This window comes from Pseudomonas sp. MIL19, assembly GCF_028680365.1.
GTDB lineage: Bacteria > Pseudomonadota > Gammaproteobacteria > Pseudomonadales > Pseudomonadaceae > Aquipseudomonas > Aquipseudomonas spirodelae.
On record NZ_JAPPVG010000002.1, the window covers coordinates 216,828 to 233,565 of the forward strand.

The following is a 16,738-nucleotide window of genomic DNA, read 5'->3' on the forward strand; positions in this document are numbered from 1 at the left end:
ATGCTGGCGTATATCTTTCGTCGGCTGCTGCTGATCATTCCCACGCTGTTCGGCATTTTGCTGATCAACTTCATCATCATTCAGGCCGCGCCCGGTGGCCCCGTCGAGCAGATGATCGCCAAGCTGGAAGGCTTTGACGGCGCCACCAGCCGAATTGCCGGCGGCGGTGCTGAAGTCGCGGTAGCCGGCTCCAACTACCGCGGTGCCCAGGGCCTTGACCCCGACTTGGTGGCGGAAATTGAGCGTATGTATGGCTTCGACAAATCCGCCCCTGAGCGCTTCTGGCTGATGCTCAAGAGTTACGCGCAACTGGACTTCGGCTCTAGCTTCTTTCGCGATGCCGAGGTCATCGACCTGATCATCGAGAAAATGCCGGTATCGATCTCGCTGGGGCTGTGGAGCACGCTGATCATGTACCTGGTGTCGATCCCCCTGGGTATCGCCAAAGCCACCCGCCACGGAAGCGCCTTCGACGTCTGGACAAGCTCGGCAATCATCGTCGGCTACGCCATCCCCGCCTTCCTCTTCGCCATCCTGCTAATCGTATTGTTTGCCGGCGGTAGCTACTGGGACTGGTTCCCGCTACGCGGGCTGACCTCGAACAACTTCGACGAGCTGAGCTTTACCGGCAAACTGCTCGACTACTTCTGGCACCTGGCGCTGCCTGTCACCGCGCTGGTAATCGGTAACTTCGCCACCCTGACGCTGCTGACCAAAAACAGCTTCCTCGATGAGATCAACAAACAATATGTGGTCACTGCTCGCGCCAAGGGCCTGAGCAATAACCGCGTGCTCTACGGCCATGTATTCCGCAACGCCATGCTGATCATCATCGCGGGCTTCCCAGCGGCCTTTATCGGCATTTTCTTTACCGGCTCCTTGCTGATCGAGGTGATTTTCTCCCTCGACGGCCTCGGCTTGATGAGCTTCGAGGCCGCGATCAATCGCGATTACCCGGTGGTATTCGGCACCCTGTTTATCTTCACATTGCTCGGTTTGGTGGTGAAATTGATCGGCGACATTACCTACACCCTCGTCGACCCACGCATCGACTTTGAAAGCAGGGAGGGTTGAGATGAAACTGTCGCCAATCAATCAACGCCGCTTCCAGCTGTTCAAGGCGCACAAACGCGGCTGGTGGTCACTGTGGATATTCCTCGTGCTGTTCTTCGTCACCCTGGGCGCCGAGCTGATCGCCAACGACAAACCCTTGGTGGTGAGCTACGACAGCGAATTGTATTTCCCGGTATTCAAGCGCTACCCGGAAACCACCTTCGGCGGCGAGTTTCCGCTGCAGGCCAACTACAAGAGCCCATACATCCAAGAGCTGATCAAGGCAAAGGATGGCTGGATGATCTGGCCGCCGATTCGTTACAGCTACTCCAGCATCAACTACGACCTGCAGGTGCCCGCCCCCGCGCCGCCCTCAACGGAGAACCTGCTCGGCACCGATGACCAGGGCCGCGATGTATTGGCGCGGGTGATCTACGGCTTCCGTATTTCGGTGCTGTTCGCCCTGATCCTGACCCTGGCCAGCTCGGTGATCGGCGTATTTGCCGGCGCATTGCAAGGCTTCTACGGCGGCTGGGTCGACTTGGTCGGGCAGCGCTTTCTGGAAATCTGGTCGGGTCTGCCGGTGCTCTACTTGCTGATCATCCTGGCCAGTTTCGTGCAGCCGAACTTCTGGTGGCTGCTGGGCATCATGCTGCTGTTCTCCTGGATGAGCCTGGTCGATGTGGTGCGCGCCGAGTTCCTGCGTGGGCGCAACCTGGAATATGTGCGCGCGGCCCGTGCCCTGGGTATGCAGAACGGCTCGATCATGTTCCGCCATATCCTGCCCAACGCGATGATTTCCACCATGACCTTTATGCCGTTCATCCTCACCGGTGCGATCGGCACCCTGACTGCGCTGGATTTCCTCGGCTTCGGCCTGCCGCCTGGCGCGCCGTCGCTGGGCGAACTGGTCGCGCAAGGCAAGTCCAACCTGCAAGCGCCGTGGCTAGGTATCAGCGCCTTTGCAGTACTCGCCCTGATGCTCAGTTTGCTGGTGTTTATCGGTGAAGCCGCACGCGATGCCTTCGATCCGAGGAAATAACATGACCGACTCAACTAGCCTCATCGAAGTCCGTGACCTGGCCGTCGAATTCGTCACTGGCAGCCGTAAACAACGCGTGCTGGAAGGCCTTAGCTTCGACATAAAACGTGGTGAAACCCTAGCCTTGGTTGGCGAAAGCGGCTCGGGTAAATCGGTCACCGCGCATTCGATTCTGCGCCTACTGCCCTACCCGCTGGCTCAGCACCCCAGCGGCAGCATTCACTACGCCGGGCAAGACCTGCTCAAACTGAACGAGAACAAACTGCGCGGCATTCGTGGCAACCGCATCGCCATGGTCTTCCAGGAGCCCATGACCTCGCTCAACCCGCTGCACAGTATCGAAAAGCAGATCAACGAAGTACTTGCCCTGCATAAGGGCCTAACCGGCAAAGCCGCCACTGCGCGCACCCTGGAGCTGCTCGACCTGGTCGGCATCCCGGAACCGCATAAACGCCTGAAAGCTTATCCGCACGAGCTGTCAGGCGGCCAACGCCAGCGCGTAGTGATCGCCATGGCCCTGGCCAACGAGCCGGAACTGCTGATCGCCGACGAACCGACCACCGCTCTGGACGTCACCGTGCAGCTGAAGATCCTTGAATTGCTCAAGGACCTGCAGGCCCGCCTGGGTATGGCAATTCTATTGATCAGCCACGACCTCAACCTGGTGCGGCGCATTGCACACCGCGTCTGCGTGATGCAGCACGGGCATATTGTCGAGCAGGCCGCCTGCGAAACCTTGTTTAACGCCCCGCAGCACCCCTACACCCGTGAACTGCTGGGCGCCGAACCCAGCGGTGGGCCGGTCGATCAACCGCCCGGCAAGCCCATGCTGGAAGTCGACAACCTGCGCGTCTGGTTTCCAATCAAAAAGGGCCTGCTACGCCGTACCGTTGACCACGTCAAAGCGGTGGATGGCATCAATTTCAGTGTGCCGCAGGGGCACACCCTGGGCATCGTCGGTGAAAGCGGCTCGGGCAAGTCCACCCTGGGCCTGGCGATTCTGCGCCTGCTTGGTAGTGAGGGGGCTATCCACTTCCAGGGCCAGGCGATCGATAACCTGTCACAAGAAGAAGTACGGCCATTACGCCGACAGATGCAGGTGGTGTTCCAAGACCCTTTCGGCAGCCTCAGTCCGCGCATGTCGGTCAGCCAGATTGTCGGCGAGGGGTTACAGATCCATGGCATGGGCAACGCAGCCGAGCAGGAACAGGCAATCATTGATGCGTTGCTTGAGGTCGGCCTCGACCCGGAAACCCGCCATCGCTACCCGCATGAGTTTTCCGGCGGGCAACGCCAGCGCATTGCCATTGCCCGCGCCTTGGTGCTGAAACCTGCGCTGATTCTGCTCGATGAACCGACCTCGGCCCTCGACCGCACCGTACAGCGCCAAGTAGTCGAACTACTGCGTTCACTGCAGGCCAAATACAACCTGACTTATCTGTTTATTAGTCACGATCTCGCGGTGGTCAGGGCTCTGAGTCACCAAGTGATGGTGGTCAAACAGGGAAAAGTGGTGGAACAAGGCCCAGCGGCACGTGTCTTTGCCGCGCCACAGAACATCTATACACAGCAGTTGCTGGAAGCGGCCTTTATGGCCCCAGCTGATTAACCGACTATTAAACGCGTTGGCGAGGCAGTCAGCGCAAGGCAAAAACAGGTGAGAAGTTAAGTTTGCGCGCTGTACGTGTGCACTTTTCGTCTGTTTTTAACGCAGTGATGGCAAGCAGGTAGTGTTCAACTACCTGCCAATCCTTGTAGACAGGAAGAGGAACAACACCCATGGGTTTTCTAAGCGGCAAGCGCGTACTGATCGTTGGCGTCGCCAGCAAACTGTCCATCGCCTCTGGCATCGCGGCAGCCATGCACCGTGAAGGCGCCGAACTGGCCTTCACCTACCAGAACGAAAAGCTCAAAGGCCGCGTTGAAGGCTTTGCTGCTGATTGGGGCTCAAACGCTGACCTGTGCTTCCCGTGCGATGTGGCCAACGATGAAGAAATCGCCTCGGTATTCGAAGCCCTGAGCAAAAAGTGGGATGGCCTGGATTGCATCGTTCACTCTGTTGGTTTCGCCCCGGGCGACCAACTGGACGGCGACTTCACCGACGTAACCACCCGCGAAGGCTTCCGTATCGCTCACGACATCAGCGCCTACAGCTTCGTCGCTTTGGCCAAAGCCGGCCGCGAGATGATGAAAGGCCGCAACGGCAGCCTGCTCACCCTCTCCTACCTGGGTGCTGAGCGCACCATGCCTAACTACAACGTCATGGGCATGGCCAAGGCCAGCCTGGAAGCCGGTGTACGTTACCTGGCTGGCAGCCTCGGTCCAGAAGGCACGCGCGTTAACGCTATCTCCGCTGGCCCGATCCGCACCCTGGCGGCTTCCGGCATCAAGAGCTTCCGCAAGATGCTCGCTGCCAACGAGAAGCAGACCCCGCTGCGCCGCAACGTGACCATCGATGAAGTCGGCAACGCTGGCGCCTTCCTCTGCTCGGACCTGGCCTCTGGCGTCAGTGGCGAGATCATGTACGTCGATGGCGGCTTCAACACCACCGCCATGGGCGCCATGGAAGAGTAAGCGGTTAAAACCGCAGCAATAAAAAAGGCCGCTTAATTAAGCGGCCTTTTTTATGCGTTGCCATCCATGGCAGTTACCCTGAGGGCCGTCGCTGGACGTGCAAATGGCTCCCAGCCATTTGCACTCAGCTGTATCGATCAGAAGCGCTCGATATCCGCTTTATCTTCCAACTGCTTACGGAACGCGGCGAAGTCCTGCTGACCGACGCGCGAGGCGAGGAAGCGGCTGTACATGGCCTTATCCTCATCAGACAGTGCTTGCTCCGGCTGGCTCACGCCATTGAGGCGGATGATCACAAAATCACCATTGCTCAAGCTGACACCGGCAAAAGTCGGCTTATCCGCCGCTTCAGGTTTGGGCATGCGGAACAACGCCTGCAGCACGACCGGCTCAACGCCTTCCTGGCTGCGTGTGGCCGCCTCAACAACATTCCAGCCTTGCTTGGCATCTGCCTGGGCAACCGGCGTCTGACCTGTACGCAAAGCGGCCAGCTGCTCTTCGGCTTTAGCCTTGACCGCTTCGCTTGCACGAACCTTGGTCAACTGAGCACGAATGCTCTCGGCCACCTGCTCAAGCGGCAACTGTTCAGGCGTGTTGTGCTGTTTAACGCGCACCACCACCACTGTGTTCGGGTCGAGTTCGATCACGCTGCTGTTGCTGCCGTCTTCCAGCACCTCAGCGCTAAAGGCAGCCTGAATCACTTTAGGGTTAGCCGTTAGCCCCTCAACGCCACCCTGGCGACCGAATGCTTCAGAGGTCTTGACCTCAAGGCCCAGCTCCTGAGCCGGCTGAGCCAGATCAGAGGCTTCAAACGCGGCATCTTCAAGGTCTTTGGAAACCTCAACAAAACGCTGTTCAACCTGACGCGCCTTAAGGTCACGCTGCAGTTTTTCTTCCAGGCTGGCAAAGCTCGGTAGTTCAGGTGACTGAACGCCCAAGAGCTTAATCAAGTGCCAGCCGAATTCACTGCGCACGGGAGCCGACACGCCATTCTCGCTCAGCGCATACAGTGCCTCTTCAAAGGCTGGGTCATACACGCCTGGGCCAGCAAAGCCCAGGTCACCGCCTTCGCTTGCCGAACCCGAATCATCGGAGAACTCTTTAGCCAATACGGCGAAATCCTCACCTTGCTCGAGGCGCTTCTGCACCTCAGAGAGCTTGGCCTGGGCTTGCTCGTCATTCAGCGTGTCGTTTACCTCAACCAGAATGTGCGCGGCGCGGCGCTGTTCGGCGAGGTTGGCAATTTCACTCTGATAAGCGCTTTGCAGCGCTTCATCGCTGACCTCGACCTGGTCAAAGAAGGCATCCTTCTTCAGCTCCACATACTCCAGCACCACCTGCTCAGGGGTCATGAACTGGCTGGCTTGAGCGTTGTAGTAGGCCTTGATGTCATCATCGCTAAGAATGACCGCATCCAGGTCAGCGTGAAGGGTCAGGGTAGCGAAGTCACGGGTCTGCTTTTCCAGTGCGGCAAACGCTTGCACTTGAGCATCCGTCACAAAACCACTATTGGCCACGCCGGCACGCAACTGGCCAATGAGCATTTCCTGCTCCAGCATCTGGCGGAACTGCAAACGGCTGTAACCGAGCTGACGGATAACCTGATCAAAACGCTCAGCATTGAATTGGCCGTCGACCAGAAACTCAGGGGTTTTCAGGATTAACTGATCCAGCGCTTGTTGCGAAAAGGCAAATTTGGCGTCTTTGGCGCTGTCGAGCAGCAAAGTTCGCTCGATCAGGCCATTCAGGGCAGCCTCACGCAGCAGCTTTTCATCCAGCAGGGAGGCATCGAAATCGCGCCCCAACTGCTGCAGCAATTGCCGCCGCTGCATCTCCACAGCCTGGCTTAACTCAGCTGAAGTGATTTTCTCACCATTCACCTCAGCAGCATTCTGGCTATTACTGGTGCTGGTAAAAATAGCGTCAACACCCGTCAGCGCAAGCAGCGCGACAATGATGCCGATGATGGTCTTGGCAATCCAACCCTGTGAATTGTCCCTGATATTTTGCAGCATGCGTCCCCCAGAACGACTGTAAGAAAAGCAGCCGTGCAGTGTGGGTAAAATCCGGATAGAAGAAAGGCGCATCAGTGGATGCGCCTTCTCGTAACTGGCGAAGCGGATCGAACTCAAGTAACAGATTCGTTGTGCTCAGACCGATAAGACTGAATGAACATCCCGCCCCGCGCCAGACCAGCCATTCAACTGGTCTGCTGGGCAAAACCCGAAAGAGACTTAGTTGACAGCGTCTTTCAGTGCTTTACCGGCTTTGAAGCCTGGAATCTTGGCAGCAGCGATGCTGATCGGGTTACCAGTTTGTGGGTTGCGGCCAGTGCGAGCAGCACGCTCTTTAACAGCAAAAGTACCGAAACCAACCAGTACTACAGAATCACCAGCCTTCAGAGCGCCAGTAACGGATTCAATTACTGCGTCCAGCGCGCGGCCAGCAACAGCTTTTGGGATATCAGCAGATGCAGCAATGGCATCGATCAGTTCCGACTTGTTCACTCTTAAGTCCCCTTAATTTCTGTTGAGTTTATTTCTTGCTTTTAAATGTAAGCGAAGCTGGTGCAGAAGCGCCTGCTGACACGATAAGAGCCGCTTTATAACAAGGGCTCTAAAAATGTGTCAAGAAACCCCTCCGGCTAATGCGTGCTAATTCGCTCCTTGGAATCAGTCTCGCGTTTTTCATCCTTTGCAACCATGGGAGCCGCATCAGGCAAGGGCTCCGGGGCGTATTGCAGCGCAATTTGCAGGACCTCGTCAATCCATTTAACCGGTTTAATCTGCAGATCTTGCTTAATGTTCTCCGGAATCTCTTTCAAATCGCGCACATTCTCTTCCGGAATGATCACGGTTTTGATTCCACCACGATGAGCGGCCAGGAGTTTTTCTTTCAAACCACCAATCGCCAATACCTGGCCACGCAAGGTAATTTCACCGGTCATTGCCACATCCGCCCGTACGGGGATCTGCGTCAGCGCCGAGACCAGCGCCGTACACATGCCAACGCCGGCGCTAGGGCCGTCTTTGGGCGTTGCCCCCTCAGGCATATGGATATGGATGTCCTGCTTCTCGTAGAAGTCCTCAGGCACGCCCAGGCTCTTGGCCCGGCTGCGCACAACGGTTTGTGCGGCGGTGATCGACTCAAGCATTACATCACCCAGCGAACCGGTTTTGATCAACTGACCTTTGCCAGGCACCACGACCGCTTCAATGGTCAATAACTCACCGCCGACCTGAGTCCAGGCAAGGCCCGTCACCTGACCAATTTGATCCTGTTGCTCAGCCAGACCGTAGCGATGCTTACGCACACCAAGGTAATGCTCTAACGAATCAGCCGTAGCGGTAACCTGGAAGCGCTTCTCGGTGGAATGCTCCTTCACCACCTTGCGGCACACCTTGGCAAGCTGCCGTTCCAACCCACGCACACCGGCTTCGCGGGTGTAATAGCGAATGATGTCGCGGATCGCCGCTTCTTCAAACACCAGCTCAGTCTTCTTCAGGCCATTGGCCTGCACCTGCTTAGGCGCCAGGTACTTGACCGCGATGTTGATCTTCTCGGCTTCGGTATAACCCGGTAGACGAATCACCTCCATACGATCAAGCAACGGACCCGGGATGTTCATCGAGTTAGCGGTACACAGGAACATCACATCGGACAGGTCGTAATCGACCTCCAGATAGTGATCGTTGAAATTGTGGTTCTGCTCAGGGTCGAGCACTTCAAGCAGTGCAGAGGCCGGATCGCCGCGCATGTCCTGGCCCATCTTGTCGATTTCATCGAGCAGGAACAGCGGATTGCGCACCCCCACCTTGGTCATCTTCTGGATCAGGCGACCCGGCATGGAGCCAATATAAGTGCGTCGATGACCACGAATTTCAGCTTCATCACGCACGCCACCAAGAGCCATGCGCACGAACTTGCGGTTAGTGGCCGTGGCAATCGACTCGGCCAGCGAGGTTTTGCCCACGCCAGGCGGACCAACCAGACAGAGCACTGGGCCTTTGATTTTTTTCACACGCTTTTGTACGGCGAGGTATTCAAGGATACGTTCCTTGACCTCATCTAAACCGTAGTGGTCGGCGTCAAGGATGCTCTCGGCACGCGCCAGGTCGAGGCGCACCTTGCTCTGCGCTTTCCATGGCACATTGACCAGCCAATCAATGTAGGAGCGCACCACTGTGGCCTCAGCCGACATAGGCGACATCTGCTTGAGCTTATTCAACTCGGCATTGGCTTTGGTGAGTGCTTCAGCCGTCAGGCCAGCGTTATCGATGCGCTTTCTCAGCTCATCGAGCTCATTATGGCCGTCCTCGCTGTCGCCAAGCTCCTTCTGAATGGCCTTCATCTGCTCATTCAGGTAGTACTCACGCTGACTGCGCTCCATCTGCTTCTTGACCCGGCCGCGGATGCGCTTCTCGACCTGCAACAGGTCGATCTCGGCATCAAGCAACGCAAGCACATGCTCAACGCGCGCAGTTAGATCGGTAATTTCCAGAATTTCCTGCTTCTGCTCGATCTTCAAGACCATATGCGCAGCCATGGTGTCGACCAAGCGAGCGGGGTCATCAATACCGTTAAGCGAAGCTAGCACCTCAGCTGGCACCTTTTTGCCCAGCTGAACGTATTGTTCGAACCGGCTAAGCAGGCTGCGAGTGAAAACTTCAGACTCACGCTCGGCAGCATCCACCTCGTCAATTAGTTGCACTTCAACACGGCAATGGCCGTCAACCTCGATAAAGCGCTCAATTTCACCGCGCTGCTCGCCCTCGACCAGCACCTTGACCGTGCCGTCCGGTAGTTTCAGCAACTGCAGGACTGTGGCTACGGTGCCGACCCGATAAAGACCGGCCTCATCAGGGTCGTCGTCCGCAGGATTCTTTTGTGCGAGGAGCAGAATTTGCTTCTCGCCCGTCATTGCAGCCTCAAGGGCCTCAATGGATTTCTCACGCCCGACGAATAACGGAATGACCATGTGCGGATAGACCACAACATCGCGCAACGGCAGGAGAGGCAATTCGATGGTTGTCTTCATGATTTCAGCTCTACGGCGGCCATACGGCCGTAAACAGATGGGATGACCCTTGGAGCTAAGATGGGGGCAGCCCAAACAAAAAACAAGCATTGCAGCAGCAAAAGCAAAGGGGCCCGCAGGCCCCTTGCTTTCAACATGTTACAAAGCTGTTACGCGTCAGGCGCAGCCTTTGCTGGCAGTTCGCTGTTCTCATAGATGAGCAACGGCTTGGAGGTGCCTTCGATGACACTCTCATCGATCACCACCTTGCTGACGTCAGACTGCGATGGAATCTCGTACATGGTATCGAGCAGGATACCTTCGAGAATCGAACGCAGACCACGGGCACCGGTTTTACGCTCAAGCGCCTTGTGGGCAACCGACTTCAGTGCATCGGGACGGAACTCCAGCTCAACGCCTTCCATCTCAAACAGCTTGCCATATTGCTTGGTCAAAGCGTTTTTCGGCTCGGTCAGAATTTGCACCAAAGCGGCTTCATCAAGCTCATCCAAGGTTGCGATAACCGGCAAGCGGCCAACGAACTCAGGAATCAGGCCAAACTTGACCAAGTCATCGGGCTCAACAGCGCGCAATGACTCGCCCACTTTCTTGCCTTCTTCCTTGCTGCGAACCTCAGCACTGAAACCAATACCGCCTTTGGTCGAACGACCCTGAATAACTTTTTCCAGGCCCGAGAACGCACCACCACATATAAACAGGATGTTGCGCGTATCAACCTGCAGGAACTCTTGCTGTGGATGCTTGCGGCCACCTTGAGGCGGAACAGATGCCACAGTCCCTTCAATCAGTTTCAGCAGAGCTTGCTGCACACCCTCACCCGATACATCACGGGTGATCGATGGGTTGTCAGACTTACGCGAAATCTTGTCGATTTCGTCGATGTAGACGATACCCATCTGGGCTTTTTCTACATCGTAGTCGCACTTCTGCAACAGCTTCTGAATGATGTTCTCGACATCCTCACCCACATAACCGGCTTCGGTCAGGGTGGTGGCGTCAGCGATGGTAAACGGTACATTGAGCAAGCGCGCCAGGGTTTCAGCGAGCAGGGTTTTACCCGAGCCCGTCGGACCGATAAGCAGGATATTGCTCTTACCTAGCTCAATGTCGTCTTTCTTGTCGCGCTGGTTGAGGCGCTTATAGTGGTTATAAACCGCTACAGCCAAGATTTTCTTCGCGCGCTCCTGACCAATCACATACTGGTCAAGAATGCCGCTGATTTCCTTGGGTGCAGGCAATTTATGCGCGCTGCTCTCGGCCTGGGCTTCCTGCACCTCCTCGCGGATGATGTCATTGCACAGGTCGACGCACTCGTCGCAGATGAAGACCGAGGGGCCGGCAATTAATTTGCGCACTTCATGCTGGCTTTTGCCGCAGAAGGAGCAATAAAGCAACTTGCCGTTGTCCTCGCCGTTGCGGGTGTCAGTCATTCGTTCGATCCAAATTCGATAGGCTTGCAACACAAGATGAAGGCTTATGCGGGCTTTTTCAAGCCCGCTGGTGGCCGGAGACGCCGACCTGCCCTATTTTTGAGCTGCTTAATTAAGCGGGGCGCTTTTCGATCACGGCGTCGATCAACCCGTATTCACGCGCAGCTTCAGCGCTCATGAAATTGTCACGATTGGTATCGCGCTCAATCTCTTCCAAGGTGTGCCCGCTGTGTTTGGCCATCAGCGTGTTGAGGCGCTCACGGATAAAGAGGATTTCCTTGGCGTGAATTTCGATATCCGACGCCTGACCCTGGAAGCCGCCCAGTGGCTGGTGAATCATCACGCGCGAGTTCGGCAGGCAGTAGCGCTTACCCTCGGCGCCAGCCGTCAGCAGGAATGCGCCCATGCTGCATGCCTGACCAATACATGTGGTCGACACATTGGGCTTGATGAACTGCATGGTGTCGTAGATCGACATACCCGCCGTCACCGAACCGCCTGGGGAGTTGATGTAAAGATGGATGTCCTTGTCCGGATTTTCCGCTTCAAGGAACAGCAGTTGCGCACAGATCAGGTTAGCCATGTAGTCCTCTACAGGGCCGACTAGAAAGATCACTCGCTCCTTGAGCAGGCGCGAATAAATGTCGTAGGCGCGCTCACCGCGAGCCGACTGCTCGACAACCATGGGAACCAGGCCGCCAGCGGCTTGGACATCAGGCATTTGCTGCATAAAAGGATTGCGGGACATGTGTGCACTCGCTCCCTAAATAGTCATGTCACAAATACGCATAAGCCAGCACGATGGCTGGCTTATGACGCATTCGAACGAGGTAAAGAAATCAGGCGGCTTGTGGTGCTTCTACCGGCTTGACAGCTTCTTCGTACGAGACCGCTTTATCGGTCACGTTGGCCTTCTGCAAAACAGTATCTACAACTTGCTCTTCCAGTACAACCGAACGTACTTCGTTCATCTGCTGGTCGTTTTTGTAGTACCAAGCCACAACCTGCTCAGGCTCTTGATAAGCCGAAGCCATTTCCTGAATCATTTCGCGAACGCGAGCGTCATCGGGTTTCAGCTCACACTGCTTAACCACTTCAGCCACAACCAGGCCCAATGCAACGCGGCGTTTGGCTTGTTCTTCGAACAGCTCAGCTGGCAGCTGGTCCGGCTTCAGGTTGCCGCCAAACTGCTGTACGGCCTGAACGCGCAGACGATCAACTTCATTGCTAATCAACGCCTTCGGCACTTCGATTGCATTGGCAGCCAGCAGGCCGTCCATGACTTGATTTTTGACCTTGGACTTGATGGCCTGGCGCAGCTCGCGCTCCATGTTCTTGCGAACTTCAGCGCGGAAGCCTTCCAGACCGCCTTCTTTCACGCCGAACAAGGCGAAGAACTCATCATTCAGCTCAGGCAACTGAGGCGCTGCAATGCTGTTGACGGTCACAGTGAACTCAGCGGTTTTGCCCGCCAGATCCAGATTCTGGTAATCAGCCGGGAAAGTCGGGTTGATTACGCGCTCTTCGCCCGCTTTGGCGCCCACCAGCGCATCTTCAAAGCCAGGGATCATGCGGCCAGAACCAAGAACCAACTGCGTACCTTTCGCCGAACCACCGGCAAAGGCTTCGCCGTCGATTTTGCCAACGAAGTCGATATTGAGCTGATCGCCATTCTCGGCAGCACGCTCGACAGTTTCAAAGCGAGTGTTTTGCTTGCGCAGGATTTCCAGCATGTTGTCGACGTCAGCGTCAGTCACGTCAGCCTGTAGGCGTTCGATGGCGATAGACTCGAAACCAGCAACGGTGAACTCCGGGAACACCTCGAAGGTCGCCACGTACTCCAGATCCTTGCCTTTCTCGAACGACTTCGGCTCAACGGCCGGAGCGCCAGCTGGATTGAGCTTTTGCTCAACAACGGCCTCATAGAAAGTCGATTGGATCAAGTCACCCAGCGCTTCTTGGCGCGCAGCGTCTTCATAACGCTGGCGAATCACGCTCATCGGCACTTTGCCAGGACGGAAGCCAGGGACTTTGGCGCGACGGGCAGTCTGCTGCAGACGCTTGTTGACTTCAGTCTCGATGCGCTCAACGGAAACGCCTACAGTCATGCGGCGCTCGAGAGCAGAAGTACTTTCAACAGAAACTTGCATTGATATTCCTCGTTGCACAGACATAAGCCGGCCGTTTACCGGCCCCAAATCAAGGGCATGCATTCTAGAGGGTCAATATGCAGAAGTCACCCTAAGAAGCAGGCGGCAAACGGGAGGGAGCTCTAAAAGATGGTGCGGACGGAGAGACTCGAACTCTCACACCTTGCGGCGCTGGAACCTAAATCCAGTGTGTCTACCAATTCCACCACGTCCGCGGGCAAAGCTTTATAAAAAACGCCAGGCGCTAACCTGGCGTTCTTTCTGAATATGGGGTGGACGATGGGGATCGAACCCACGACAACAGGAGTCACAATCCTGCGCTCTACCAACTGAGCTACGCCCACCATATTGCATTTTGCTCGAGCCAAGACCGCCAAATGGCGCACCCGGCAGGACTCGAACCTGCGACCATCCGCTTAGAAGGCGGATGCTCTATCCAGCTGAGCTACGGGCACTTATCCATCTGCAAACGCAGACTTAAAGCTTTCGGCTTCGGAAAAAACTTTGCAGCTTCGACCTTTGCCGTCTTACCCAGCGTCTGGCTGTGCTCGACAAGCGGGGCGAATGTTATAGAGGCGACTTAAGCTCGTCAACACTAAAAGCTAAAAAAAATCAGATATTTAAAGGGGTTACGCGAAAACCGCGGCGTGCGCCTTTGCCCCACTGCACGGTCATGCGAGAATGCGCGTCCTTTTCCCATCCTTTCTTTATGGTTAACCAAGCGCAATGACCGCACAACTGATCGATGGCAAAGCAATTGCCGCCGGCCTGCGTCAGCAGATCGCCAAACGTGTCGCCGAACGACGCCAGCAAGGCCTGCGCGCCCCTGGGCTAGCCGTGATTCTCGTCGGCAGCGACCCTGCGTCCCAGGTCTATGTCTCGCACAAGCGTAAAGATTGCGAAGAAGTTGGCTTCGTTTCACAGGCCTATGACCTGCCAGCCACCACAGGCCAGGCAGAGCTGATGGCATTGATCGACCGCCTCAATGATGAACCGACTATCGACGGTATCTTGGTGCAGCTTCCTTTGCCGGAACATCTGGACGCCTCTTTATTGCTGGAGCGCATCCGCCCGGACAAAGACGTTGACGGCTTCCACCCCTACAACATTGGCCGCCTGGCACAGCGCATGCCCTTGCTGCGCCCCTGCACCCCCAAAGGCATCATGACCCTGCTGCAAAGCACCGGCGCTGACCTGTATGGCATGCACGCAGTGGTAGTTGGCGCGTCAAATATCGTCGGCCGGCCGATGGCGATGGAATTACTGCTGGGCGGCTGCACGGTCACCGTGACCCACCGCTTTACTAAAGACCTGCCCATGCACGTTGGCCTGGCCGATATCGTTGTCGTCGCGGCCGGCAAGCCTGGCTTGGTGCATGGTGAATGGATCAAGCCAGGGGCGATCGTGATCGACGTCGGTATTAACCGCCAGGAAGACGGCAAACTGATTGGCGACGTGGTGTATGAAACCGCCCTGCCCCGCGCTGGCTGGATTACCCCAGTGCCAGGCGGCGTTGGCCCGATGACCCGCGCCTGCCTGCTGGAAAACACCCTGCATGCCGCCGAGCATCTGCACGACTGAGTGCAGCGCTGGCAGAAATAAAAAACGGCACCTGTAGGTGCCGTTTTTTTATGCCTAATTCAACCCGCTACGCTTAGTCGCGAGCTTGCTCCCAGGATTTCAACAGCTCGTTGTAGTTGATGGTTTCACCCTGAGGCTTTTCGTTAGCCAGCTTGGGCTTCGGTGCACCCGGCTGATCCAGCCAGTACTGCGGATCACGTGGCTCATTGAGTTTCGGACCACACTCACCGAGCACACCTGCACGCTCCAGACGGGCCATCATGGTGTCCTGTGCAGCCGCCAGGCCATCCAGCGCCTCTTGGGGGGTTTTATCGCCACTGGCTGCCTCGGCAATAAACTGCCACCACAGCTGCGCCAGACGCGGGTAGTCCGGCACATTGGTACCGGTTGGCGTCCACTGTACGCGAGCAGGGCTGCGATAGAACTCCACCAGGCCGCCCAGTTTCGGCGCAACGTCGGTCATGGCTTGCGAGTTGATATCAGACTCACGAATTGGCGTCAGGCCAACCAAAGTCTTCTTCAGCGAAACGGTTTTTGAGGTAACAAACTGAGCATACAGCCAGGCGGCCAGGCGCTGTTTCTCCGGGGTCGACTTGAGGAAGGTCCAGGAACCGGTGTCCTGATAGCCCAGCTTCATGCCCTCTTCCCAGTACGGACCTTTCGGTGAAGGGGCCATGCGCCACTTCGGCGTGCCGTCTTCATTAACCACCGGCAAACCTGGCTTGGTCATGTCCGCGGTAAAGGCGGTGTACCAGAATATCTGCTGGGCGATGCTGCCCTGTGCTGGCACCGGACCAGACTCAGAGAAGGTCATACCCTGCGCTTCTGGTGGCGCGTATTTGCGCATCCAATCGACATATTTAGTGGTGGCATATACGGCCGCTGGGCCGTTGGTATCGCCGCCACGGGAGACACTGGAACCTACAGGGCGACAGCCGTCGACCCGGATACCCCACTCATCCACCGGTAAACCATTGGGCAGGCCCTTGTCGCCACCACCGGCCATGGAGAACCAGGCATCGGTGAAGCGCCAGCCCAGGGATGGGTCTTTCTTGCCGTAATCCATATGGCCATAGATACGCTGGCCATCGATTTCCTTGACCTTCTCGGAGAAGAACTCGGCAATGTCTTCATAGGCCGACCAGTTAACCGGCACGCCCAACTCATAGCCGTAAATTTCTTTGAACTTGGCCTTCAGTTCCGGGCGCTCGAACCAGTCGGCGCGGAACCAGTAGAGGTTGGCGAACTGCTGATCCGGCAGCTGGTAGAGCTTGCCGTCGGGCCCGGTGGTGAAGGAAATGCCGATAAAGTCCTGCAAATCGAGGGTTGGCGAGGTCACCGCCTTGCCTTCGCCTTCCATCATGTCGCTGATGGCCACGGCCTTGCCATAACGGAAGTGCGTGCCGATCAGGTCCGAGTCGTTGATATAGCCGTCGTAGATGTTCTTGTCCGACTGCATCTGAGTCTGCAGCTTCTCGACGACATCGCCTTCCTGCATCAGGTCGTGCTTGAGTTTGATCCCGGTAATTTCGCTAAAGGCCTTGGCCAGCACCTTGGACTCATACTCGTGAGTGGCGATGGTTTCAGAGGCCACACTGATGCTCATGCCACGAAATGGCTCGGCGGCCTTGATAAACCACTTCAACTCTTCGAGTTGCTGCTCAGGCGTCAGGGTCGAGGGGCTGAACTCCTCGCCAATCCACTTCTTTGCCGCTTCTTCGTAGGCATCAGCCCAGGCTGCACCGCTCAAGCCGGACAACGTCAGCAGGGCAGCCAGCGCCATGCTATGTCGAGTTTTGTTGTTATTGTCGAACATAGAGACCTCCATCTCAGGGTTTGGAATGAGGCAAGCGGGTCATGGCCGCACCCA

Annotated in this window: 12 protein-coding genes and 3 tRNA genes; 5 read left to right on the forward strand and 10 right to left on the reverse strand. The window is 56.5% G+C overall.

The features are described 5' to 3' along the window. The 4 genes from N1078_RS02745 to fabI all read left to right on the forward strand — a co-directional run bounded on the left by N1078_RS02745 (nt 1) and on the right by fabI (nt 4,669). A complete protein-coding gene (locus N1078_RS02745) occupies nt 1–1,074 on the forward strand; it encodes a microcin C ABC transporter permease YejB (RefSeq protein WP_274086668.1) in 1,074 nt (357 codons plus the stop codon). Between the two features lies 1 nt (nt 1,075). Continuing rightward, a complete protein-coding gene (locus N1078_RS02750) occupies nt 1,076–2,095 on the forward strand; it encodes an ABC transporter permease (RefSeq protein ID WP_274086669.1) in 1,020 nt (339 codons plus the stop codon). 1 nt (nt 2,096) lies between these two features. Beyond that, nucleotides 2,097–3,704 carry an ABC transporter ATP-binding protein gene (locus N1078_RS02755; RefSeq protein WP_274086670.1) on the forward strand — a complete coding sequence of 536 codons (1,608 nt, stop codon included), beginning with the start codon at nt 2,097–2,099 and terminating at the stop codon, nt 3,702–3,704. Between the two features lie 170 nt (nt 3,705–3,874). Beyond that, the gene (gene fabI, locus N1078_RS02760) at nt 3,875–4,669 is read left to right on the forward strand and encodes an enoyl-ACP reductase FabI (RefSeq protein ID WP_274086671.1); all 795 of its coding nucleotides are present in this window, start codon (nt 3,875–3,877) and stop codon (nt 4,667–4,669) included. 137 nt (nt 4,670–4,806) lie between these two features. On the opposite strand, the gene N1078_RS02765 is transcribed toward fabI, so the two are convergent. The 9 genes from N1078_RS02765 to N1078_RS02805 form a co-directional block, all read right to left on the reverse strand. Further along, on the reverse strand, nt 4,807–6,684 hold the full coding sequence (locus N1078_RS02765; RefSeq protein ID WP_274086672.1) for a SurA N-terminal domain-containing protein: 1,878 nt from the start codon (nt 6,682–6,684) through the stop codon (nt 4,807–4,809). A gap of 219 nt (nt 6,685–6,903) precedes the next feature. Continuing rightward, a complete protein-coding gene (gene hupB / locus N1078_RS02770) occupies nt 6,904–7,176 on the reverse strand; it encodes a nucleoid-associated protein HU-beta (RefSeq protein ID WP_010490206.1) in 273 nt (90 codons plus the stop codon). A gap of 137 nt (nt 7,177–7,313) precedes the next feature. Next, entirely contained in the window at nt 7,314–9,707 is a 2,394-nt protein-coding gene (gene lon / locus N1078_RS02775) for an endopeptidase La (RefSeq protein WP_274086673.1), read from the reverse strand. A 149-nt stretch (nt 9,708–9,856) separates the two neighbouring features. Then, the gene (clpX, locus tag N1078_RS02780; RefSeq protein WP_274086674.1) at nt 9,857–11,137 is read right to left on the reverse strand and encodes an ATP-dependent Clp protease ATP-binding subunit ClpX; all 1,281 of its coding nucleotides are present in this window, start codon (nt 11,135–11,137) and stop codon (nt 9,857–9,859) included. Nucleotides 11,138–11,249: 112 nt separating this feature from the next. Continuing rightward, a complete protein-coding gene (clpP, locus tag N1078_RS02785) occupies nt 11,250–11,885 on the reverse strand; it encodes an ATP-dependent Clp endopeptidase proteolytic subunit ClpP (RefSeq protein WP_274086675.1) in 636 nt (211 codons plus the stop codon). Nucleotides 11,886–11,976: 91 nt separating this feature from the next. Then, nucleotides 11,977–13,287, reverse strand: a complete 1,311-nt coding sequence (gene tig, locus N1078_RS02790) for a trigger factor (protein ID WP_274086676.1) — start codon at nt 13,285–13,287, stop codon at nt 11,977–11,979. A 130-nt stretch (nt 13,288–13,417) separates the two neighbouring features. Beyond that, nucleotides 13,418–13,502, reverse strand: a tRNA-Leu gene (locus N1078_RS02795). A 53-nt stretch (nt 13,503–13,555) separates the two neighbouring features. Then, nucleotides 13,556–13,631, reverse strand: a tRNA-His gene (locus tag N1078_RS02800). A 34-nt stretch (nt 13,632–13,665) separates the two neighbouring features. Continuing rightward, a tRNA-Arg gene (locus N1078_RS02805) sits at nt 13,666–13,742 on the reverse strand. Nucleotides 13,743–14,013: 271 nt separating this feature from the next. Between N1078_RS02805 and folD the strand changes: the two genes are divergently transcribed. After that, nucleotides 14,014–14,868: a bifunctional methylenetetrahydrofolate dehydrogenase/methenyltetrahydrofolate cyclohydrolase FolD gene (gene folD / locus N1078_RS02810; protein ID WP_274086677.1), complete on the forward strand. Its 855-nt coding sequence runs from the start codon at nt 14,014–14,016 to the stop codon at nt 14,866–14,868. A gap of 73 nt (nt 14,869–14,941) precedes the next feature. Here the strand turns inward: folD and N1078_RS02815 are convergent, their stop codons facing one another. After that, the gene (locus tag N1078_RS02815; RefSeq protein ID WP_274086678.1) at nt 14,942–16,684 is read right to left on the reverse strand and encodes an ABC transporter substrate-binding protein; all 1,743 of its coding nucleotides are present in this window, start codon (nt 16,682–16,684) and stop codon (nt 14,942–14,944) included. Nucleotides 16,685–16,738 lie beyond the last annotated feature (54 nt).

Excerpts from the sequence above, each read along its gene's own strand:
- fabI (WP_274086671.1), top strand. The coding sequence starts at position 3,875 with ATGGGTTTTCTAAGCGGCAAGCGCGTACTGATCGTTGGCGTCGCCAGC.
- N1078_RS02745 (WP_274086668.1), top strand. The coding sequence starts at position 1 with ATGCTGGCGTATATCTTTCGTCGGCTGCTGCTGATCATTCCCACGCTG.
- N1078_RS02750 (WP_274086669.1), top strand. The coding sequence starts at position 1,076 with ATGAAACTGTCGCCAATCAATCAACGCCGCTTCCAGCTGTTCAAGGCG.
- tig (WP_274086676.1), bottom strand. The coding sequence starts at position 13,287 with ATGCAAGTTTCTGTTGAAAGTACTTCTGCTCTCGAGCGCCGCATGACT.
- clpP (WP_274086675.1), bottom strand. The coding sequence starts at position 11,885 with ATGTCCCGCAATCCTTTTATGCAGCAAATGCCTGATGTCCAAGCCGCT.
- clpX (WP_274086674.1), bottom strand. The coding sequence starts at position 11,137 with ATGACTGACACCCGCAACGGCGAGGACAACGGCAAGTTGCTTTATTGC.
- folD (WP_274086677.1), top strand. The coding sequence starts at position 14,014 with ATGACCGCACAACTGATCGATGGCAAAGCAATTGCCGCCGGCCTGCGT.
- N1078_RS02755 (WP_274086670.1), top strand. The coding sequence starts at position 2,097 with ATGACCGACTCAACTAGCCTCATCGAAGTCCGTGACCTGGCCGTCGAA.
- N1078_RS02765 (WP_274086672.1), bottom strand. The coding sequence starts at position 6,684 with ATGCTGCAAAATATCAGGGACAATTCACAGGGTTGGATTGCCAAGACC.
- N1078_RS02815 (WP_274086678.1), bottom strand. The coding sequence starts at position 16,684 with ATGTTCGACAATAACAACAAAACTCGACATAGCATGGCGCTGGCTGCC.
- lon (WP_274086673.1), bottom strand. The coding sequence starts at position 9,707 with ATGAAGACAACCATCGAATTGCCTCTCCTGCCGTTGCGCGATGTTGTG.